This is a genomic window from Mesorhizobium sp. M5C.F.Ca.ET.164.01.1.1, assembly GCF_004792125.1.
In the GTDB taxonomy this organism is placed as follows: Bacteria; Pseudomonadota; Alphaproteobacteria; order Rhizobiales; family Rhizobiaceae; genus Mesorhizobium; species Mesorhizobium wenxiniae.
Genome location: NZ_SRTG01000001.1, coordinates 3344112 through 3364583 on the forward strand (window position 1 = coordinate 3344112; position 20472 = coordinate 3364583).

Genomic DNA, 20472 nt, shown 5'->3' on the forward strand with positions numbered 1-20472 from the left:
AAGTGGAGGTTTCTGTTGCCAGGTACCTCCGAACCCCGCCTAGAAGTGCGAACCACTAGGGCTTGAATTGAAGCTATCGCACCGCTTACGCGGCGAGACGTGCTTCCGCATAGTTGTCGTTGGCAACTATAAGTTTAGCCCGATAACGGTGGTACAATGCCGGGCAAAAGTACGATCTTTACACCTTCGTCGATCCTATTTCGCCCCCAGCAAAAGCCGCTCTTCGCAGAGCGGTTTTTGGTGGAGGCGCCGGGTACCGCCCCCGGGTCCGAACGGCTTATTTCATCGCCTGTTTATCGCCATAGTCGGTCGAGCCGACGAAACAGATATAGGGACCGATCGTGGAAAATGAAAGGCCTCAATTGATGCTTTGTCGAGGTGTCAAACAGCATCGCGAAGGCTTGACTTGTCAACGGTCTCAACCGAAGCTTGCGGCGGTGAGGAGTTACCGCCTTAGCGCACATTTTGCGGCAGCACGCCACGACCCTCATCGACCGGATCCCGTGGCGCCGACGAGGGGAATTTTGATGGCCGATTATCTCGCAGACGTGAAGAAGTACGACGCCGCGGCAGATGCCGACGCGGTCGCCAAGATCGTGAAGCATCTGGGCATTGCGCTCAGGAATCGGGATTCCTCGCTGGTGTCCTGCACAGACCCCAAGGAGCTCGATCGCGTCAAAACCAACTGGGTTGCCAAAAAGCTCGGCATCGCCGACGGCAGCAAGGCGGACGCGGCCATCGAAAAGACCTGCAAGGCGATGGAGGCCGACAACACCAAGAGCCGCGTGACCTTCTATTACCTGGTCGCCAAGGATCTGGGTAAGCTCGCCAGCCTCTGAACAATCATCCTGCATCGGCGGATGCTGGCGCGATTTCCGCGCCAGCCCAGAGCATGGCCGCGAGTGTCTTGTCTGAAGATCCTGCGCTTTGATATGTTCGGCCGGCAGCCAGTCGGTTATGATGGCCGGTAACCCGAATCGAGCCCCCGAATCGAGCCGAAGCCGATGCGCCAGTACCTCGACCTCTTGAAGCACGTGCTGGAAAACGGCGCCGATCGCGGCGACCGCACCGGCACCGGAACGCGCTCGGTGTTCGGTTATCAGATGCGCTTCGACCTTGCGCGCGGCTTTCCGGTCACCACCACCAAGAAGCTTCACCTGAAGTCGATCGTGCATGAACTTCTGTGGTTTCTGGCCGGCGACACCAACATCAAGTACCTCAACGACCACGGCGTCTCGATCTGGGACGAATGGGCCGACGAGAATGGCAACCTCGGCCCGGTCTATGGCAAGCAATGGCGCTCCTGGCCGGACGGCCATGGTGGCACCATCGATCAGATTGCCAATCTCCTGAAGGAGATACGCAAGAATCCTAATTCCCGAAGGCTGATCGTTTCGGCGTGGAACCCGGCCGAAGTGGAAGCCATGGCGCTGCCACCCTGTCATTGCCTGTTCCAGTTCTATGTCTCTGAGGGCAGGCTTTCCTGCCAGCTTTACCAGCGTTCCGCCGATATCTTTCTCGGCGTGCCGTTCAACATCGCTTCCTATGCGATGCTCACCTTAATGGTGGCGCAGGTGACGGGGCTGAAACCCGGCGATTTCGTCCATACGCTGGGCGATGCGCATCTTTATGCGAACCATTTCGAGCAAGCGCGCGAACAGTTGCGGCGCACGCCCAAGGCGCTGCCGACGCTGTGGATCAATCCGGAGGTGAAGGACCTCTTTGCTTTCCGCTTCGAGGATTTCCGGCTGGAAAATTACCTCGCCGATGCGACGATCAAGGCGCCCATCGCGGTGTGAGCCGCAAACGTCGGGCTTCTACTTTACCCTGTCTCGAATTGCTCGGAGGCGGTGCTGGGTCGTCCGCCGCGAGTACCGTATCCGATGCCAGCCTGCAACGTTGCGCTATATGCACCGCTATTTATCGTGAGCGGTGGCGGCAACACGCAATGCCATTGGTGGGGCCTTTGTCTGGGCCATTGTTCGGGCTGAGTCTGGCAAAAGCCCTTCCCTTGTTATATTCACATGGATATATCGATGCAGGCTCCGCCAATCGGATTTTCAAGCCCAGGAGAGTTTCATGCTGGTGCGCAAGGGTTTCGGATTGAAGGCGGCCGCCATTGGCGGTCTGACAGCGATGTTGATCGCCGCGATACCGGTTGCCCACGCCGATGACAGACTGATCGTCTTCGCCGCGGCAAGCATGAAGAACGCGCTGGATGCCGTGAACACCGCCTGCGAGCCCGATGTCGGCGAGGCGGCGGTCATTTCCTATGCGGCAAGCTCCGCATTGGCCAAGCAGATCGAGGGCGGCGCGCCAGCCGATGTCTTCATCTCAGCCGACCTCGACTGGATGAAATATCTGTCCGACAAAAAGCTGACCAAGCCGGATACCGAAGTGAAGTTGCTCGGCAACCAGATCGTGCTGGTGGCGCCGAAGGATTCGTCGGTCGAAACCAGGATCGAAAAGGGTTTTGATCTTGCCGGGCTGATCGGCGACGGCAGGCTTGCCATGGGCGATTTCAAAGCGGTGCCGGCCGGCAAATATGGCAAGGCCGCACTTGAATCGCTCGGCGTCTGGTCCTCGATCGAAGGCAAGGTGGCACAGGCCGAGAATGTGCGCGCAGCGCTCAAGCTGGTCTCATCAGGCGAAGCAGCACTCGGCATCGTCTATGCCACCGACGCGCACGCCGAGCCCGGCGTCAAGGTGATTGGCACCTTCCCGGAGGATTCGCATCCGCCGATCGTCTACCCGGTTGCCCAGATGGCGGATTCGACCGACAAGGATGCGCCGGCATTTTTGGAATGCCTGCAATCCGCCAAGACAGGCGAGATCTTCAAGGCGCAAGGTTTTACGGTCCTTACGCCGAGCAACTGAGGCACGCCAAAAAGATGAACTGGCTGCTGGACCTCACTCCCGACGAATGGAATGCGGTCCGGCTGTCGATCAAGGTGGCGACAGTGGCGATGATCGCCAGCCTGCCGCCCGGCATATTGATCGCACTTGTGCTCGCCCGTGGACAATTCTGGGGCAAGACGCTGCTCAACGGGCTGGTGCATCTGCCGTTGATCCTGCCGCCGGTGGTTGTCGGCTATCTGCTGCTGCTCTCCTTCGGCAGGCGCGGCCCGGCCGGGGCGTTTCTGGCCGAGCATTTCGGCATCGTTTTTTCTTTTCGCTGGACTGGTGCCGCACTGGCCTGCGCCGTCATGGGCTTTCCCCTGATGGTGAGGGCGATCCGGCTGTCGATCGAGGCGGTCGACCGCAGAATCGAGGCGGCGGCCGGAACGCTTGGCGCCAATCCGCTGTGGGTGTTCGGGACGATCACGCTGCCGCTGATCCTGCCCGGCCTGATTACCGGCGCGATCTTGTCTTTCGCCAAGGCGATGGGCGAATTCGGCGCAACGATCACCTTCGTTTCCAATATCCCAAACGAGACGCAGACACTGCCGTCGGCGATCTACACGTTCACGCAGGTGCCGGGCGGCGATGCCGGCGCGCTCAGGCTGACCCTGATCTCGATCGTCATCTCGATGGCAGCACTTGTCGCGTCGGAGGTTCTGGCGCGGCGCGTCGGCAAGCGGATGGATATCGAATGACGGTCGTGATCGATATCACCCATCGGCTTGGCGATTTGGGGCTCGACGTCCGCTTCGGGAGCGCCGGGCGGCTGACCGCGCTGTTCGGGCCCTCGGGCTCCGGTAAGACGACGCTGATCAACATGATTGCCGGATTGATTCGGCCCGAGAAGGGGCGGATCGAGGCCGACGGCCGCGTGCTGGTCGATACGGATGCGGGCCTGTTCGTGCCGAAGCACAAGCGCCGCATCGGCATGGTGTTCCAGGATGCGCGGCTGTTTCCGCATATGAGCGTGGCCAGCAATCTGCGTTACGGCCGCTGGTTCGCGCCGGCGGCGGAACGCTATGCGGACATGTATGCCGTTGTCGACCTGCTCGGCATCGGTCCTTTGCTCGACCGGCGGCCGGCGAAGCTTTCCGGCGGCGAGAAACAGCGCGTGGCAATCGGCCGGGCGCTGCTCGCTAGTCCAAGGTTGTTGCTGATGGACGAGCCGCTGGCTTCGCTCGACGACGCCCGCAAGGCAGAAATCCTGCCTTACATCGAGCGGCTGCGCGACGAGACGAAAATCCCGATCGTCTATGTCAGCCATTCGATCTCGGAAGTGGCGCGGCTGGCAAGCGACGTCGTTGTGCTGGCGCAAGGCAAAGTCGCCGCTTGCGGCCCGACCGGTGCGATCATGCAGCGGCTCGACCTGTTGCCGGCAGAAGAGCGCGGCGAGGGCGGCGCGGTGCTGGATACTGCGGTGCTGCGCCACGACGAAGTCTTTGGCATGACCGTGCTTGGCTCGGCGGCGGGCGACATCCGCGTGCCGCTTCTGGCAGTGCCGGTCGGTGCGCCGGTGCGCATCCGCATCCGTGCCCGCGATGTGATGATCGCCATCGAACAGCCGACGGGTCTCAGCGCGCTCAACATCCTGCCGGGCACGATCGTGGCGATAGAGCCTGGCGAGGGGCCGACGGTCGAGATCGGCATAGACTGCAATGGCGCAACCGTCCTTGCCCGGATCACCGAGCAATCGCGACAGACGCTGAAACTTCGGCTCGGTCGAAAAGCCTACGCGGTGGTCAAGACGGTAAGCTTCGACCGGGCGAATACGAGCGTCGGCCTGCCTGTCGAGGCGGATGGATGACCGACGGATGATTGTCGCTATATCATTTTGAAATAGCGATATCGCAGGAGAGCTTCTAGGATGGATGTGGCGCGACTGCGGAGGAGCAAATGCCGTCGCTGAGCTTGCGGATAAACCTTGATCCAGAAGGGCGCATCGGGCCGGGCAAGATCGAGCTTCTCGAGCAGATCGCCGCCTTCGGATCGATCTCGGCGGCGGCGCGCGGCATGGAAATGTCCTACAAACACGCTTGGGATCTCGTCGAGGACATGAACCGGGTGTTCGGCAAACCGCTGGTCGCGGCGCAGACCGGAGGGAAAAAGGGCGGCGGCGCCCAGTTGACTCCGGTGGGGCTTGCGGTGGTCAGCCGCTTTCGCGCCATCGAACGGGCTGCGGCTTCCGCGGCGGCGGCGCATATGGAAGCATTACAGGCGGAGATCGATGCCGGGTGAGGTCGGTGGAACCTGTACCGGCCGAGCCTATTCCTCCGGCTCGCCGGGCTTGCGCAGCAGATAAGTGTCCATGATCCAGCCTTTTTTCCGGCGGGCCTCGTCGCGGGTCTTCACGATCTCGTCGCCGACGTCGCCAAGGCGGCCGGAAATGAGGATCTCGTCGGGCGTGCCGAGATAGGCGCCCCAGTGGATGACGAGGTCCTTGTCGTCCAGCGTGTTGAAGGCGCATTTGCCGTCCAGCATGATGACGGTGCTGCCGGCATTGTCGGGCATACCTTCCTCGGTAAGCCGGCGGCCGGTGGTGATCTGAATCGCATCGCCGACGCGGTTCAGCGCCATCTTGTGGCTGGCGGCGAGCGCCTGGACAGCAGTGATGCCGGGGATCACCTCGAGCTCGAACCCGACATTGCCTCTCATGCGCACACGCTCCAGTATGCGCAGCGCGCTGTCGTAGAGCGAGGGATCGCCCCAGATCAGGAAGGCGCCGCAGCCATCTTGCGAAAGCTCGTCGCGGATCAGGCTTTCATAGATCGCGGTGATCGCCTCGTGCCAGTCATCGACGGTCGAGCGATAGGAGGGTGCTGGCTCGGCCCGCACCGGCACGTCGAATTCGACGCGACGTGAGTTTGGATTGGTGACGAATCGGTCGCAGATCTGGCGGCGCAGTTCTGCGAGGTCGCTCTTCTTCTCGCCCTTGTCGGGAATGAACAGTACGTCGGCGCGGTTCAAGCCGCCGATGGCCTGCACGGTCATGTGGTCGGGATTGCCGGCGCCGATGCCGATGACGAGAAGCTTGCGCATGGGCGAACTCCTGCCCGATCGGAACGTCGGTGTCCAGAGAGCCATGGCATGTGCGCAAGCGCGGAAGGGCTTTGAAACTCCACATTGAACGGCTAGAGTCATACCGGCATCTCGCCAAGGGAGCTTCCATGTTCCGTTATGTTCTGACCGCAGCGCTGGCGCTCTCGGCCACGCCCGCATTCGCCAATGATTCGATTGCCGAATTGGGAACGGGCGGCCTGATCCTGTCGCGTAGCGACGCGGTCGCCATGGAGAGTGAGGACCTCTACATCTCGCCGGAAAAGGTGACGGTCGATTATGTCTTCCGCAACAACACCGATAAGGATGTCGACGCGATCGTCGCTTTTCCAATGCCCGACATTGAAGGCGATCCCAACGAGATGCCGGCGATCCCCGACGGCCAGAGCGACAATTTCCTCGGCTTCGAGGTGACGATCGACGGTGTTCCCGCTGAACCGCAGCTCGAGCAGAAGGCATTTGCGCTCGGCATCGACATCAGCGCCGATCTTAAGGCGCAAAACGTGCCACTCTACCCGTTCGGCGATGCGGCCAGGGCGGCATTGGCAAAGCTGCCGCAGGCGGTTGCCGACGACTGGGTCGACCGCGGCCTCATCATCGAAGACACTGCAGACGACGGTTCAGGCATGAAGACCGTCTATGTGCCGTTCTGGCAATTGCGCTCGACCTACTGGTGGCGCTCGACCTTCCCAGCCAACAAGGCGGTCCACGTTGCCCACCGCTACAAGCCGAGCGTCGGCGGCACGTCCTCGGTCAGCTTCTTCTATGACGGCCAATTCCAGGGCCAATACGGCGCCTACAAGACCCGCTACTGCATGGACGGCACGTTCGAGAACGCGATCCGCAAGGCAGCGAAGGGCAATCCCGACGGCACTCCGAAATACTTCGAGAACCGCATCGCCTATATCCTGACCACGGGCGGTAACTGGGCGACGGGCGCCATCGGCAAGTTCAAGCTGACCGTCGACAAGGGCGATCCAAAGAACCTGGTCTCGTTCTGTGGCGAAAACGTCAGGAAAGTCGGACCGACCCGTTTCGAGATGACGGCAGAAAATTTCTACCCTGAGCACGATATCGACATATTGCTGCTGGCGCCTTCGGGCGATGGCGGGAGCGGCGGCTGATGGACGTCGCGATCTATGTCGCCATCGCTGAAAACGGCGTGATCGGGCGCGATGGTGGTTTGCCGTGGCGGCTTTCCAGCGATCTCAAGCGGTTCAAGATCGACACGATGGGCAAACCTATCATCATGGGTCGCAAGACCTATGAAGGCATCGGCCGGCCTCTGCCGGGCAGGCTCAACATCGTGGTGACCCGCGACAAGGCCTGGCGCGCCAAGGGCGTCGAAATCGTGCATTCTCTCGACGAGGCGATCAGTCTGGCGGAGGTGCGCGGGCGCTGCATGGCCGGCGCAGACGAAATCTGCGTCATCGGCGGCGGCGAGATCTACGCCCAGGCGCTGCCGCTGGCCGATCGCTTGCATGTCACCCATATCCTTGCCGCGGTCGACGGCGACGCGCATTTCCCGCCGATCGACCCGGATTTGTGGCGCATTGTTCGCTCGCAGGACGTGCCGGCCGGTGAAAAGGACAGTCATGCGACACGCTATTCGGTTTACGAGCGACGCCGCGACGTGCATTGAGAGACGATATAGGGTCGCGACGGTCCAAAACGGAGGGTGACAACGACCGATCGCGTTGAAAGCGTGCCGTCGCATCCCTATAGAAGAACGACACGGGATTTTGCGTCGTCAGGCCGGCGCGTGAGGGAGCGAAAGGACATTCATGCCCTGGAATGACAAAAGCGGCGGAGGCGGCGGCCCATGGGGCGGCGGCAACAATCCAGGACCCTGGGGGCAGGGGCCAAAGGGGCCGAGTGGTCCGCAGGGCTCGCCTCCCGATCTCGAAGATATCATCCGGCGCGGCCAGGATAGGTTGCGGCGTGCTTTGCCGGGTGGCGGCGGCGCCAGCCCAGCCGTATTCGGGCTGATCGCGGCAGCGCTTGTGGTGCTGTGGGCATTCAAGGCGGTCTATACCGTGCAGCCCGACGAGGTTGCGGTCGAACTCAGATTCGGCGTGCCAAAGGCGGAGTTCTCGCAGCCAGGCCTGCATTTCCATTGGTGGCCCATCGAGACGGTCGAGACGGCCAACATCGCCGAACAACTCGTCAACATTGGCGGCGGCACGGCCACCGGCAACGGTTCAGGCCTGATGCTTTCTGGCGATCAGAACATCGTCAACGTCCAGTTCTCTGTGGCCTATCAGGTCTCCGATCCGAGGGCCTATCTGTTCGACGTGTCCGATCCCGACGGCATGCTGCGGCAGGTCGCCGAAAGCGCCATGCGCGAAGCGGTCGGCCGGCGGCCGGCGCAGGACATCTTCCGCGACGATCGCGAGGGCATTGCGGCGTCCGTGCGCGAAATCATCCAGACGACGCTTGACGGCTATAGGGCCGGCCTGAACGTCAACGCGATCTCGATCGAGGATGCTGCGCCGCCGCGCGAAGTGGCCGACGCCTTCGACGAGGTGCAGCGCGCCGAACAGGACGAGGACAAGTTCGTCGAGCAGGCCAACCAGTATTCCAACCAGAAGCTCGGCCAGGCACGCGGCGAGGCCGCACAGATCCGCGAGGAGGCGGCCGGCTACAAGAACCGGGTCGTGCAGGAGGCCGAAGGCGAGGCGCAGCGCTTCATCTCGGTCTATGACGAATACGCCAAGGCACCGGATGTGACACGCCAGCGGCTTTATCTGGAAACGATGGAGAGGGTTCTGAAGGATTCCAGCAAGGTCATTATCGAGCAAGGCAACGGACAAGGGGTCGTTCCCTATCTGCCGCTGCCGGCATTGCAGCAGAAGGCGCCGGCGCCGGTCCTCGGAGGAACCCAGTGATGGCCAACCGTCTTCCCATCATCGCCGTCATCGCCGCGGTTATCCTGTTCCTGCTCTATTCGTCGGTCTTCGTGGTCAATGCGCGACAGCAGGCGCTGGTGCTCAGGTTCGGCGAAATCGTAGACGTCAAGAGCCAGCCGGGCATCTATTTCAAGGCGCCGTTCGCCTTCTTCGATGCCGACAGCGTGCAGTTGATCGAAAACAGGGTGCTGCGCTTCGACCTCGACAACATCCGCGTTCAGGTTTCAGGCGGCAAGTTCTATGAGGTCGACGCCTTCATCGCCTATCGGATCTCGGATCCGCGCGTGTTCCGCTCCGCGGTGTCCGGCCAGATCGAACTGGCCGAGGCACGGTTGAGGACGCGTCTCGACGCCGCCTTGCGCCGTGTTTACGGTTTGCGCGACTTCGAGGCGGCGCTCTCGGAAGAGCGAGCCGTGATGATGCGTGAAGTGCGCGATCAGTTGAGGCCGGACGCCACGTCGCTCGGCCTTCAGATCGAGGATGTCCGTATTCGCCGAACCGATTTGACGGCGGAAGTCTCGCAACAGACATACGACCGTATGAAGGCTGAGCGTTTGGCCGAAGCCGAGCGGCTGAGGGCGCGCGGCAACGAGGCGGCGCAGCGCATCAGGGCGCGCGCCGACCGCGAAGTGGTGGAGATCGTCGCCGAGGCACGGAGAGAGTCTGAAATCCTGCGCGGTGAAGGCGAAGCTCAACGCAGCGCCACCTTCGCGAATGCCTACCAGCGCGATCCAGCCTTCTTCGACTTTTACCGGTCGATGAATGCCTACGGCACGGCGCTCGACAATACCGGGACGACGATGGTGCTGTCGCCGAGTTCGGACTTCTTCCGTTTCTTCCGCAATCCCGCCGGCGCGGACACGCCGGCGGCGCCGCCCGCAGCACCTGCTGCACCGGCAGCGCAGCCAGGCACCGGCCAGTAACAGCCGGTGCAGGATTTTCTGGCGGCAATAGGCTTGGTTCTCGTCGTAGAGGGCCTAGTCTATGGCGGCTTTCCCGGCCTCGCCAAGAAACTTGCCGGCGAGGTTCTGTCGATGCCGGAGAATGCGCTGCGGATCGCCGGGCTGGTTGCCATCGCCGTTGGCGTCGGCCTCGTCTGGCTGGTGCGAGGTGGATGACGGTTTATGATTTCGGGATTACGGAGGATTTATCCTCGGCCGATAGCCATAGCCGCAAACGTGCCGTATTTCTTGCCAACATGGTTCGACGCAGCGTTTTCGGCGAGCGCATTTCTTTTCAGAGACACCGGGAGACTTCTCGATGAGATTCAACAGGTTTTTGCGCGCGGCGAGGCGGACGTTGACCGTGGGTACTGCAGCACTTCTTATCGGCGCCGTTACGATCCCGTCGCTGGTGACGCCTGCGGCCGCCGCCGACGGCCCGGCTTCGGTCGCCGATCTCGCGCAGGGCCTGCTCGGCGCCGTGGTCAACATATCGACCTCGCAGAGGGTGAAGGGCACGGAAGGCCCGGGCGCGGTGCCGATGCCGCAGCTCCCGGAGGGCTCGCCCTTCCAGGATTTCTTCGACGATTTCTTCAAGAACCGTCCCGGCGAACAGGGCAACCCCTCGCAAAAGGTGCAGTCGCTGGGCTCCGGCTTCGTGGTCGACGCCGAGCAGGGTATCGTGGTGACGAATAACCACGTGATCGCCGATGCCGACGACATCGAGGTGAATTTTTCCGACGGCGTGACGTTGAAGGCGACGCTGGTCGGCACCGACACCAAGACCGACGTGGCGGTGCTGAAGGTCGATCCGAAAGGGCACAAACTGACGGCGGTGAAATTCGGCGATTCCAGCAAGATGCGTGTCGGTGACTGGGTGATGGCGATCGGCAATCCGTTCGGCCTCGGCGGCACCGTGACGGTTGGCATCGTCTCGGCCCGCAACCGCGACATCAATTCCGGTCCCTATGACGACTTCATCCAGACCGATGCTGCGATCAACCGAGGCAACTCCGGCGGACCGCTGTTCAACAGCGACGGCGAGGTGATCGGCATCAACACGGCGATCATCTCGCCGTCCGGCGGCTCGATCGGCATCGGCTTTTCCATTCCCTCGCAGCTTGCGTTGGGCGTCGTCGACCAACTCCGCCAGTTCGGCGAGACGCGGCGCGGCTGGCTCGGCGTGCGCATCCAGCCGGTGACGGACGACATTGCCGAAAGCCTCGGCATGGCCACCGCTAAGGGCGCGCTGGTCGCCGGCGTCATCAAGGGCGGGCCTGTCGACAACGGCACCATCCTGGCGGGCGACGTCATCATCAAGTTCGACGGCAGGGACGTCAATGAAATGCGCGACTTGCCGCGCGTCGTCGCGGAGAGCACGGTCGGCAAGGCTGTCGATGTGGTCATCGTGCGCAAGGGCGTCGAGCAGACCGTGAAGGTGACGCTCGGCCGGCTCGAAGATGGCGAAAAGCTTGCCAGCGGCGAGAACGGCACCGCCGATAAGGATAATGGCGACGAGGCGCCCGCCGTTTCGACGGCTTCCGTGCTCGGCATGACCGTTGGCGAGCTCAACGATGAGACGCGGACGAAATTCGGCATCGCCGCCGAAGTCTCCGGCGTCGTGATCACCGAAGTCACCAAGGATTCGGCCGCTGCCGAACGCGGCATCCAGGCCGGCGAAGTGATCACCGAGATCGCTCAGGAATCGGTCGCCACGCCCAAGGATGTCATGGACCGGATTGCCGCGTTGAAGGAGCAGGGACGCAAGAACGCGCTGCTGATGCTGGCGTCGAAGACCGGCGAATTGCGGTTTGTGACGATCCGTATGGATTGAGTCCGGTAAAGGCTACAGAGGAAAAAAGGCGGCTAGCAACCCGCCTTTTTTCTTGCTTGCCAATCCTTGGCTGTCAGTCTGTAGAACACATGCCGCTTGAGCATGGCATGGCTGTCCGGAATGCCGGGGTGGTCGAAATCGCTGGCCGGGTCGGCGATCATGCCCAGGCGCTTCATGACGGCTGTGGAACGGCTGTTATCCCTAACGGCGAAGGACACGATTTCGTCGAGGCCAAGCGTTTCGAAGCCATAGGCGAGCCACGCTTCGGCTGCCTCGGTGACATAGCCATGGCCCCAGAATTCGGGCGCCAGCCGCCAGCCCATCTCGACTGTGCCGGCAGGCAGGAAGGGCAAATGATCGGTGTCGAGGAGGCCGACGAAGCCGATGCATTGGCGCGTTTCAACTATCTCGGCGGCAGCGAAACCGTAGCCATCCTCGGCGATCCAGGCGCGGAACTCGTCCATTTTGGCGTCCGCGGCAGCGCGGTCGCGGCGAAATGGAAAGAATTCCATGACGCGTTCGTCGGAATTGATGCGGTAGAAGAGCTCACGGTCGCGATCCTCCCAGTTGCGCAGGATCAGGCGCTCGGTGCGGATCGGCGTCACCCCACAAATTCCTCCAGCCGGTAGCCCTGCAGATAGAGCAGCGCGGTCAGGTCGCCGTGGTCAATGCGGAATTTTGCCTCCGCCGCCACGACCTGCTTGGCATGAAGTGCCACACCGGTGCCGGCTAGGCGGATCATGTCGAGGTCGTTGGCGCCATCGCCGACAGCAATGGCGTCGGCGGTCGTCAGCCCGAGTCGCGCCGAAATCTCGAGCAGCGCATCGGCCTTGGCGGCACGCCCCAGGATTGGCTCGGCCACCAGCCCGGTGAAGTGGCCGTCCTGCTCGATCAGGCGGTTGGCGCGGTTCTCCTGAAAGCCGAGCATGGCGGCGATGCGTGAGGTGAAGACGTTGAAGCCACCCGAGACGAGTGCAGTCCATGCGCCATTGGCCCGCATGGTCTGGACAAGTGCGCGGCCGCCGGAGGCCAGCGTCAAGCGGTTGGCGATGACGCGGTCGACCACGGCAGCGTCGAGGCCTTTCAGCAGCGCCACCCGCTCGCGCAAGGCCGGCTCGAAAGCGATCTCGCCATTCATCGATCGCGCCGTGATGGCGGCGACGTAATCCTTGACGCCGATCTCGTCGGCAAGCTCGTCGATGCACTCCTGGTCGATAACGGTCGAATCCATATCGGCGATGAGGATTTTCTTCCGCCTACCCTCGGCCTGCTGGACGATCACGTCGACCGGTTCGGGTGCGAGCACGGCGCGCAGGCTGGCGGTCGTTTCAACGGCTTCGGCCGCCTCGGGCAAAGCAAATTCACAGGCGATGCCTTCGGCCAGCCAGCGAACAGTGCTTGCGCCGGCCGCCCTTGACACCATATTCGCAAGCGCCGGCGACAATCCGCGGCCGGCGGGATGGGACACAAGCGTGGCGATCAGCGGCATCGAAAATTCCGGCGGGCAGGCGGGCGGGGGCCGCGTTAAGAACGCGATCCTGATAGCCGGGCCGACCGCCAGCGGCAAGTCCGCCCTTGTGCTAGACATCGCTGAGCATAACGGCGGCGTCATCGTCAACACCGATTCCATGCAAGTCTATTCGGTGCTCGACGTGCTGACTGCGCGGCCGACTGCTGCCGAACTCGTTCGCGTCCCGCATTTCCTCTACGGACATGTCCATCCCTCCACCGCATATTCCACCGGCGCCTGGCTGCGCGATGTGATGAAGCTCATCGACAACGGTGCGTTCTTGGAACGGCCGGTGATTTTCGTCGGTGGCACCGGCCTTTATTTCCGGGCGCTTGCGGAAGGCATTTCGGAAATGCCCGACATTCCACAGTCGATCCGTGATCGCTGGCGCTACGAACTCCAGGAGCAGGGCGCAGCCAAGCTGCACCGCATCCTGCTACGCGAGGATTCCGCAACCGGCATGATGCTGAAGCCGACCGACGGCCAGCGCATCGTCCGGGCGCTGGAGGTGCTCGACGCATCGGGCCGTTCCATCCTGGAATGGCAGGCGGCGCGCGGCCGTCCACTGATCGACAGGGCCAGCACGCGTTTCTTTGTGATCGAACCGGACCGAGCGGAACTGGTGGAGCGGATCGAGGCGCGGTTCGACCGCATGCTGGAGAAGGGCGCTCTCGACGAGGTCAGGCGGCTGACCGACCTTGGCCTCGATCCCGACTTGCCGGCGATGAAAGCGATCGGCGTTCGCGAACTCCAGGCCGCAATGGCCGGCGAGTTGAGTTTTCCCGAAGCGATCGAGCGCGCGAAGATCGCGACGCGACAATATGCCAAGCGCCAGACGACCTGGTTCAGGCATCAGTTGGGTCCGGAATGGATGAGATTGCGCCCTGGTGATCGTGTGGAATCCACGATCTCGGATCCCCTTTCCAGTGCAACCTGAAAAGTTGATTTTGAGGGGATACTTCCCGTCGAAGTTGTCCTAATTAACCCTCCGTAAGCCCGTCCATGCCATAACGTCTTTGGGAATTTTGCAACGGGGAGCAGATGCGTTTTCACAAGGCGGAATCAGCCTTTTTCGTGTTTATCTTCGTGATCCTGGCCGCCGGCCTGGTGACGCTTCACGCCTATGGGCTTCTGCAGGCCTTCGCCGAAGACGTTCATACACCCGCAAGGGTCGACAAGATCATCTATCTCAACAAGCTGTTGTTTGGGACCGGCGTTCTTTTGGCGACTGCCCTGTTCTTCGGCATTTTCTTTATCTACCCGCTGATCCGCAAGCAGGCGACAGAAGAAGGCAAGCTGCGCGCCATGACGGTTTCGCTCAGCGCCCGTTCGGAAACGCTGGAGCATGCAGCGCTGACCGACAGCCTGACCGGTATGCAGAACCGGCGCTATTTCGACGATGCACTGAAGGAATATCTCGAGGAATTCCGTCGCATCGAGAAGCCGGTCGGGCTGATGATCCTTGATCTCGACCATTTCAAGCAGGTCAACGACACCCACGGCCATGATGTTGGCGACGAGGTGTTGCGGGCGGTCGCCAATTGTCTCAAGGACATGACACGCTATCACGATGTGGTGGCGCGCCTCGGTGGCGAGGAGTTCGCAGTGGTCACGCCCAACATGGACGCCGAACTTCTGTCCAAATTCGCCGAGCGCATCCGCAAGGCGATTGCCAACATGTCTATACTGTCCGGCAATGTCCGCCTGAAGATCACCACGAGCGTCGGCCTTGCCGTCTGGGACCGTAAGGAAACCGCCGAAGAGTTCTATCGCCGCGCCGACCGCCAGCTGTATGAGGCCAAGAGGCAAGGCCGAAACCGCGTCTGCGCCTAAGATCCCGTCACTAGATTCGTGAGGCTGGCCGCCTGATGCCGTTTTCTGCGCTTCCGGTGCTCGTGGACTGAATGTCCACTCCGCTCCGGTTCTCGAAAACGGCACCATCCGGCTCAGCCTGACGAATTTCCTGACGGGATCTACCCAAGCAGTGAAAGCTTGCCCGGTATCTCAAGCGCGCAGGGCGCTGGATCTATGGAGACTTTAACGGTCGCCGGCTCAATCGTTCTGCGGGCGCAGGCCGAAGGTTGCGGGTTTCAGGCCATAACGCATGTCGAAATCGTCGTCGGGCTGGGCGCGCGGGACAGCCGGCTTGCGGTAGTCGCGATCGCCGGCCTGTCGGCCGGAATCCACGACTTCGGCGAAGGCCATCGCCTGCTGTGGTTTTGGCACGTTGCGCAGCCTTTCGACGATCGCCACGAGGTCGACATCATTGCCCATTTCGGACGGCAAGGCTTCCTCGCGCTTGGCCGTGCCTGGAATCAGGTCATCGGACATTTTCTCGAACTTCAGCCGCATGGTCGTCGCCACGCCCTCGCCGAAGGCGATGGCTTCGCGCTGGCCCATCGAAGACAGGAATGCCAGCGTCGAGGCTGAGGAATCGGCGATCGCCGAGCGGATGATCGCCTGGTCCTGCTCGTTGGCGAGCCGCATGGCGAAAAAGGTCGAGCACTGCGACAGGATGGTGGGATCGAGCTCGCCCGGGCGCTGGGTGACGATACCAAGATAACAGCCATATTTGCGGCCTTCCTTGGCGATGCGCGACAGTGCGTGTCGGGTCGGCGCAAAACCAAGGCGCGGATCGGCCGGCATATAGCGGTGTGCTTCCTCGCACAGCAAAAGCAGCCGCAGCCGGCCTTCGCTCCACAGTGCAAGGTCGAAGGCCAGGCGCGCCAGCACCGAACAGACGGAATTGACCACTTCCGACGGCATGCCGGCCATCTCGAAGCAGGTCACCGGGCGCCCGTGATGCGGCACGCGGAAAATATTGCCGATCGTCTCGTGGATGGTATCTTCGATCAGCCGCGAATTGAACATGAAGCGGTAGCGCGGATCCGAGGCTGCCGATTCGATGCGCGTCTTCAGCGATTTGAGGGTGGGGCGGTCGTTCTTGCTTTCCAGCAGTCCCATGCGCTCGTCGATCTGCTTGATAAGATCGGCAACGCGATAGGGCACCGGGGTGTCCGCGGTCAGTGCATCAGTGCCACGCCTGAGATAGGTGCCGGAATTCGGGTTGCGATACAGGTTCTTGGCTGCGGGAATGAGATCGCGCAAAGCATCGACCTCTTCCGGCACGGTCTCGCGCCCGCGAAACAGCACTTCGGCAAATTCCTCGAGCTTGAACATCCAGAAGGGCAGGTCCAGCGTCGTCGAATCGACCCTGACGCAGTGCTCGGGCAAGGAGGCGGCAAACTCGTTGTGCGGATCGAGGATGAGAACGCGCAGGTCGGGTCGAGCGGCGATCGATTTGCGCAAAAGCAGCGAGACGGCGGTGGATTTGCCGACGCCTGTGGTGCCGACAATGGCGAAATGGCGCGCCAGCGTGTCGTCAATGGCGATGTTGGCGTCGATCGCCTCATCCTGTGACAGCGTTCCGATGGTAATCGAAGGACGTCCGGCGAGATCATAGACCGCCTGCAAGTCGCGGCTGCGGATGCGGTGGGCGATGGCGCCGATATGCGGATAGGTGGTGATACCGCGGTCGAAAATCGGTTTGGTGCCGGGCTCGGCGCCGTCGCGCACCTCGCCGATGAGCTCGATACTGACCTCGATTGGGTTCTGGCCCGCGTTGCTCCAGGCGCGATCCGACTTGCCGATCTCGTAGACCAGGCCGACGGTTCGCGTCGCGCCAAGGTTGATGGAGATCATCTTGCCGACGCTCCAATGGCCGGTAACCGTGCCTTCGACATCGGCGGCATAGGCGCTGATGGTGGCGCGCGCGCCGTCGCACTGGACGACATTGCCCAGAATGCGCTTGTCGTTCTGCTCCGCCTTGCGGCGCTCCTGCAATGCCGGCTCTCCGACGGAGGCTTCGCGGTCGACGAACATGGACAGGCTGTTTCCCATTTCCCCAGGCGATCGACCTTACATCGACGGGGTTAAGGCGGGGTGAGGTCGGATGGTGTAAGAGCAATTAAGCCATTCGTGAAAATTGAATTCGATCGGCCTTGCTCTACGTCAAAATTTCGATATACCAGATTTATGACTAATATAGCGAACGACATCTCGGCGACCATCGGCAGGCGAATACGCTCCGAAAGAACCTTGAGGGACTGGTCGCTGGCGGAGCTCGCGGACCGGTCCGACGTGTCGAAAGCCATGCTCAGCACGATAGAGCGCGGCAAGACGAGCCCGACCGCAGCACTTCTTGTACGGGTCGCCGCGGCCTTCGGCATGACGCTTTCCACCCTCATCGCGCGGGCCGAGCTGCAAGGCGGCGGGCTGCTTCGCGAAAGCGATCAACCGCTTTGGCGGGATCCCGCAACAGGCTATGTCAGGCGGCATCTTTCGCCGATCTCGGATATGCCGCTCGAGCTGATCCGGGTTCAATTGCCGGCGGGAGCCAAGGTGAGCTTTCCGGCAGCGTCCTATGCCTTCATCAGACAACAGATATGGCTGATGTCCGGACGGCTGGAATTCACCGAGGGCGACATCGTCCACAGTCTCGAACCGGGTGACTGCCTGGCGCTTGGCGCGCCGTCGGATTGCAGCTTCCACGCTCCGGGACCGGACGCCGCCGAGTATCTGGTCGCGCTGGCCAGAGGCTGATGACAGGGCCGCATCTTATGGCCCGACCGACGCTCGCGCATTCACAGCGATTTTCATCTCGCTCCAGGGATCTTGCACGCATGAGTTCCATCGAAATCAAAGCGCTGACACAAACTGCGGAAACGCATGCAATGCTGGTCGATATGCTGATCGAGACGGTAGCGGCCGGTGGATCGGTCAGTTTCATGCATCCGCTGGCGCCGGAGGCCGCAGGCGCCTTCTGGAGGAAGTCGCTTATTGCGACTGCAAGAGGCGAAAGAGCTGTGCTCGGTGCCTGGGACGGCGAGGCTCTGGTCGGCACCGTTACCTTGCTGCTCGACTTTCCCCCCAACCAGCCGCACCGGGCCGAGATCGCCAAGCTGATGACCCGCGTCGACCATCGCGGCAAAGGCGTGGCTACTCGCCTGATGTCGGCGGCCGAAAGCCTCGCAGTCGAAAAAGGCCGCACGCTGCTGGTCCTGGATACGGCGACAGAGGAGGGCGCTTCCGGTCTCTATGAGAGGTTGGGCTTCACGCTTGCCGGTGAGATACCGGACTTTGCATTGAAGCCGCATGGCGGACTGACCGGTACGCTTATCTACTGGAAGCGCATCGGCCAGTCCCGGTGACAGCCCCGAATTTCTATCCCGTGTGGTGGACCTCCTGCAGCCCGTAGACAGGCGTTGCGATGCCCTCGAGCCGTGCTTTCAACTGCAGCGACAGGAACTGCGAATAGTGGCGTGACTGGTGCAGATTGCCGCCGTGGAACCAGAGCGCTTCCTGTTGTGTCGGCTTCCACATGTTGCGCTGTTCGCCCTCCCAGGGGCCCGGGTCCTTGGTGGTGTTCGAGCCGAGACCCCAGCACTTCCCGACTTTGTCGGCGACTTCTTTCGAGATCAGCTCCGCCGCCCAGCCGTTCATCGAACCGTAGCCGGTGGCGTAGACGACGACATCGGCCGACAGCTCGGTGCCGTCGCTGAGCAGGACCGAATGTTCCTTGATCTCGGTCACGTCGACGCCGCTCTTCAGCTTGATGGCGCCGTCGATGATCAGCTGGGAGGCGCCGATGTCGATGTAGTAGCCGGAACCGCGCCTGAGATATTTCATGAACAGGCCCGAACCGTCGTCGCCCCAGTCGAGCATGAAGCCGGCCCTTTCCAGGCCCTCATAGAAGGCGGCATCGCGCTTCTTCATCTTTTCGTAGAGCGGGATCTGGAACTCGTGCAGGATCTTGTAGGGCAGGGAGGCGAAGATGAGATCGGCCCTGGCCGTGGTCATGCCGTTTTGCACGGCCTGCTCCGAATAGAGCGCGCCGAGCCCGACATCCATCAGCGTGTCGGATTTGACGATATGCGTGGTCGAGCGTTGCACCATGGTGACGTCGACGCCGGCTTCCCAGAGTGCGGCGCAGATGTCGTGCGCGGAATTGTTCGAACCGATGACGACGACCTTCTTGCCAACGTAGCTGTCCGGAACTTCGGGATGTTGGGCCGGCCCGACATGCCGGTGGCCAGCACCAGCTGCTTCGGCTTCAGCGTTATGTCCTTGCCTCCGCGATGGACGACGACCGTCCACTCCTTTTTCTCGTCGTCATAGGCGGCGCTCTTGGCCTCGGTGGAGGACCAGTAGTTCAGCTCCATGACCTTGGTGTACATTTCCAGCCAGTCGCCGATCTTGTCCTTGGGCGAGAAGACCGGCCAGTTCCTGGGGAAGTCGATATAGGGCAGATGATCGTACCAGACCGGGTCGTGCAGGCAGAGCGACTTGTAGCGCTTGCGCCATGAATCGCCGGCACGCTCGTTCTTCTCGACGATGATGGTCGGCACGCCGAGTTGCCTCAACCGGGCGCCGAGCGCGATGCCGCCCTGGCCGCCGCCGATGATCAGCGTGTAGGGCTGACTGACAAAGCCGAGTTCGGCGGCTTCCTTCTCGCGCTCTTCCTTCCAGGTCGGACGATTTTTTCCGTGGCCATGCTTGGCGCCCAACGGCCGGGCGAAGCCGGCGGGTTCCTCATGACCCTTCAGCTCGACCATAGTGGTGAGGAGCGTCCAGATCTTGCCGTTCTTCAGCCTGATATGGCCGAAGCCGCGCGCAACCTCCGTTTCAAAACTGATCCAACCTTCGAGCAGCCCGTCGCTCTCGGTGGCGTCTTCGCCCTTGGCGATCGCCCAGTTCGAAGGTCTTGTCTTCGCCAGCTGGCTCGTCAGCATGTCGTGCACCTGGTCGCGACCTTCCATGGTCTTGATGTTCCAGGTGAAGGTCACCAGGTCGCGCCAGTAGCAGTCTTCCTGGAAGCACCCGACCGCCTTGTCGATGTCGCCGGCGGCAAGCGCTGCGCCGAATTGGTCGAGCAGGTCGGACAGTTTTTTGGCTGGGGCCTTGTCGAGCATCAAATTTCCTCCCGTGAAGTCCTGGTCGTCACCGTGGCTTTGCCGGACCCTCCCAGCCCGGTTGACCGGAGTATCGCGGCAAACTGTGCGCCGCGTCACGTCGTCAAATAGTTTGGCGCGGTTTCAATGGCTTACCGCAAAAATTCTGGTCCGCGCGGCGGCGAACAATTTGCCCCACATTTTTGCGCGCACCAGCGCGTCGAGAGTTCCCCGCCGACAATCGTTGCTGGCTGAAACCAAAGTTGCACCTTTGCAACACACCATCAGACCATTGTAAACGTTGAAAGAATGGCTCTTGCGTCAAGTTTGCTGCGGGCTTAGAGAACCGCCCATTCCTAACCCGTCCTCCTGA

20 protein-coding genes, 1 other RNA gene and 1 pseudogene are annotated in these 20472 nt (G+C 61.9%); 16 read left to right on the forward strand and 6 right to left on the reverse strand.

Translation table 11 applies throughout. The features are described 5' to 3' along the window. Window position 1 precedes the first annotated feature (1 nt). Window positions 2–358: a transfer-messenger RNA gene (gene ssrA, locus EN807_RS16525) on the reverse strand. Window positions 359–527: 169 nt separating this feature from the next. Between ssrA and EN807_RS16530 the strand changes: the two genes are divergently transcribed. The 6 genes from EN807_RS16530 to EN807_RS16555 all read left to right on the forward strand — a co-directional run bounded on the left by EN807_RS16530 (window position 528) and on the right by EN807_RS16555 (window position 5136). Continuing rightward, a complete protein-coding gene (locus EN807_RS16530) occupies window positions 528–839 on the forward strand; it encodes a DUF2853 family protein (RefSeq protein ID WP_123151924.1) in 312 nt (103 codons plus the stop codon). A gap of 165 nt (window positions 840–1004) precedes the next feature. Continuing rightward, window positions 1005–1799, forward strand: a complete 795-nt coding sequence (locus EN807_RS16535; protein WP_127316901.1) for a thymidylate synthase — start codon at window positions 1005–1007, stop codon at window positions 1797–1799. 283 nt (window positions 1800–2082) lie between these two features. Next, window positions 2083–2877 carry a molybdate ABC transporter substrate-binding protein gene (modA, locus tag EN807_RS16540; protein WP_135935903.1) on the forward strand — a complete coding sequence of 265 codons (795 nt, stop codon included), beginning with the start codon at window positions 2083–2085 and terminating at the stop codon, window positions 2875–2877. Between the two features lie 14 nt (window positions 2878–2891). Then, window positions 2892–3596 (forward strand): molybdate ABC transporter permease subunit, encoded by a 705-nt coding sequence (modB, locus tag EN807_RS16545; RefSeq protein ID WP_065010276.1) that lies wholly within the window; start codon window positions 2892–2894, stop codon window positions 3594–3596. After that, on the forward strand, window positions 3593–4705 hold the full coding sequence (modC, locus tag EN807_RS16550) for a molybdenum ABC transporter ATP-binding protein (protein ID WP_135935710.1): 1113 nt from the start codon (window positions 3593–3595) through the stop codon (window positions 4703–4705). Before modB ends, modC begins: the two co-directional genes overlap by 4 nt. 89 nt (window positions 4706–4794) lie before the next feature. Beyond that, window positions 4795–5136, forward strand: a complete 342-nt coding sequence (locus EN807_RS16555) for a winged helix-turn-helix domain-containing protein (protein WP_029351372.1) — start codon at window positions 4795–4797, stop codon at window positions 5134–5136. 27 nt (window positions 5137–5163) lie between these two features. Here EN807_RS16555 and cobF read toward each other — a convergent pair whose 3' ends face one another. Next, window positions 5164–5937 carry a precorrin-6A synthase (deacetylating) gene (gene cobF / locus EN807_RS16560; protein ID WP_135935711.1) on the reverse strand — a complete coding sequence of 258 codons (774 nt, stop codon included), beginning with the start codon at window positions 5935–5937 and terminating at the stop codon, window positions 5164–5166. Window positions 5938–6065: 128 nt separating this feature from the next. Between cobF and EN807_RS16565 the strand changes: the two genes are divergently transcribed. From EN807_RS16565 to EN807_RS16590, 6 genes are all read left to right on the forward strand, one after another. Then, a complete protein-coding gene (locus EN807_RS16565) occupies window positions 6066–7079 on the forward strand; it encodes a DUF4424 domain-containing protein (RefSeq protein WP_135935712.1) in 1014 nt (337 codons plus the stop codon). After that, window positions 7079–7597: a dihydrofolate reductase gene (locus tag EN807_RS16570; protein WP_135935713.1), complete on the forward strand. Its 519-nt coding sequence runs from the start codon at window positions 7079–7081 to the stop codon at window positions 7595–7597. Before EN807_RS16565 ends, EN807_RS16570 begins: the two co-directional genes overlap by 1 nt. 142 nt (window positions 7598–7739) lie before the next feature. Then, window positions 7740–8843 carry an FtsH protease activity modulator HflK gene (gene hflK, locus EN807_RS16575; RefSeq protein WP_135935714.1) on the forward strand — a complete coding sequence of 368 codons (1104 nt, stop codon included), beginning with the start codon at window positions 7740–7742 and terminating at the stop codon, window positions 8841–8843. Further along, window positions 8843–9787 (forward strand): protease modulator HflC, encoded by a 945-nt coding sequence (locus tag EN807_RS16580; protein WP_135935715.1) that lies wholly within the window; start codon window positions 8843–8845, stop codon window positions 9785–9787. The genes hflK and EN807_RS16580 overlap by 1 nt, the downstream gene beginning before the upstream one ends. Window positions 9788–9793: 6 nt before the next feature. Next, the gene (locus EN807_RS16585; RefSeq protein WP_135935716.1) at window positions 9794–9982 is read left to right on the forward strand and encodes a DUF2065 domain-containing protein; all 189 of its coding nucleotides are present in this window, start codon (window positions 9794–9796) and stop codon (window positions 9980–9982) included. A gap of 142 nt (window positions 9983–10124) precedes the next feature. Next, window positions 10125–11639 carry a DegQ family serine endoprotease gene (locus EN807_RS16590; protein WP_135935717.1) on the forward strand — a complete coding sequence of 505 codons (1515 nt, stop codon included), beginning with the start codon at window positions 10125–10127 and terminating at the stop codon, window positions 11637–11639. Between the two features lie 32 nt (window positions 11640–11671). Here the strand turns inward: EN807_RS16590 and EN807_RS16595 are convergent, their stop codons facing one another. After that, window positions 11672–12244, reverse strand: a complete 573-nt coding sequence (locus tag EN807_RS16595) for a GNAT family N-acetyltransferase (RefSeq protein ID WP_135935718.1) — start codon at window positions 12242–12244, stop codon at window positions 11672–11674. Next, window positions 12241–13128, reverse strand: a complete 888-nt coding sequence (gene serB / locus EN807_RS16600; protein WP_135935719.1) for a phosphoserine phosphatase SerB — start codon at window positions 13126–13128, stop codon at window positions 12241–12243. The genes EN807_RS16595 and serB overlap by 4 nt, the downstream gene beginning before the upstream one ends. Between serB and miaA the strand changes: the two genes are divergently transcribed. Continuing rightward, on the forward strand, window positions 13118–14086 hold the full coding sequence (miaA, locus tag EN807_RS16605; RefSeq protein ID WP_135935904.1) for a tRNA (adenosine(37)-N6)-dimethylallyltransferase MiaA: 969 nt from the start codon (window positions 13118–13120) through the stop codon (window positions 14084–14086). The genes serB and miaA overlap by 11 nt on opposite strands. Before the next feature lie 104 nt (window positions 14087–14190). Beyond that, window positions 14191–14982, forward strand: a complete 792-nt coding sequence (locus EN807_RS16610) for a GGDEF domain-containing protein (protein WP_065010266.1) — start codon at window positions 14191–14193, stop codon at window positions 14980–14982. 219 nt (window positions 14983–15201) lie between these two features. On the opposite strand, the gene EN807_RS16615 is transcribed toward EN807_RS16610, so the two are convergent. Continuing rightward, a complete protein-coding gene (locus EN807_RS16615) occupies window positions 15202–17031 on the reverse strand; it encodes an ATP-binding protein (protein WP_135935720.1) in 1830 nt (609 codons plus the stop codon). Between the two features lie 153 nt (window positions 17032–17184). On the opposite strand from EN807_RS16615, the gene EN807_RS16620 reads away from it, so the two are divergent. Together EN807_RS16620 and EN807_RS16625 are read left to right on the forward strand one after the other, a co-directional pair. Continuing rightward, window positions 17185–17751 carry an XRE family transcriptional regulator gene (locus tag EN807_RS16620; protein ID WP_135935721.1) on the forward strand — a complete coding sequence of 189 codons (567 nt, stop codon included), beginning with the start codon at window positions 17185–17187 and terminating at the stop codon, window positions 17749–17751. Between the two features lie 80 nt (window positions 17752–17831). Beyond that, window positions 17832–18359, forward strand: a complete 528-nt coding sequence (locus EN807_RS16625) for a GNAT family N-acetyltransferase (RefSeq protein WP_135935722.1) — start codon at window positions 17832–17834, stop codon at window positions 18357–18359. Window positions 18360–18372: 13 nt separating this feature from the next. Here the strand turns inward: EN807_RS16625 and EN807_RS16630 are convergent. Continuing rightward, window positions 18373–20120: pseudogene (locus tag EN807_RS16630) on the reverse strand (NAD(P)/FAD-dependent oxidoreductase). Window positions 20121–20472: the final 352 nt, after the last annotated feature.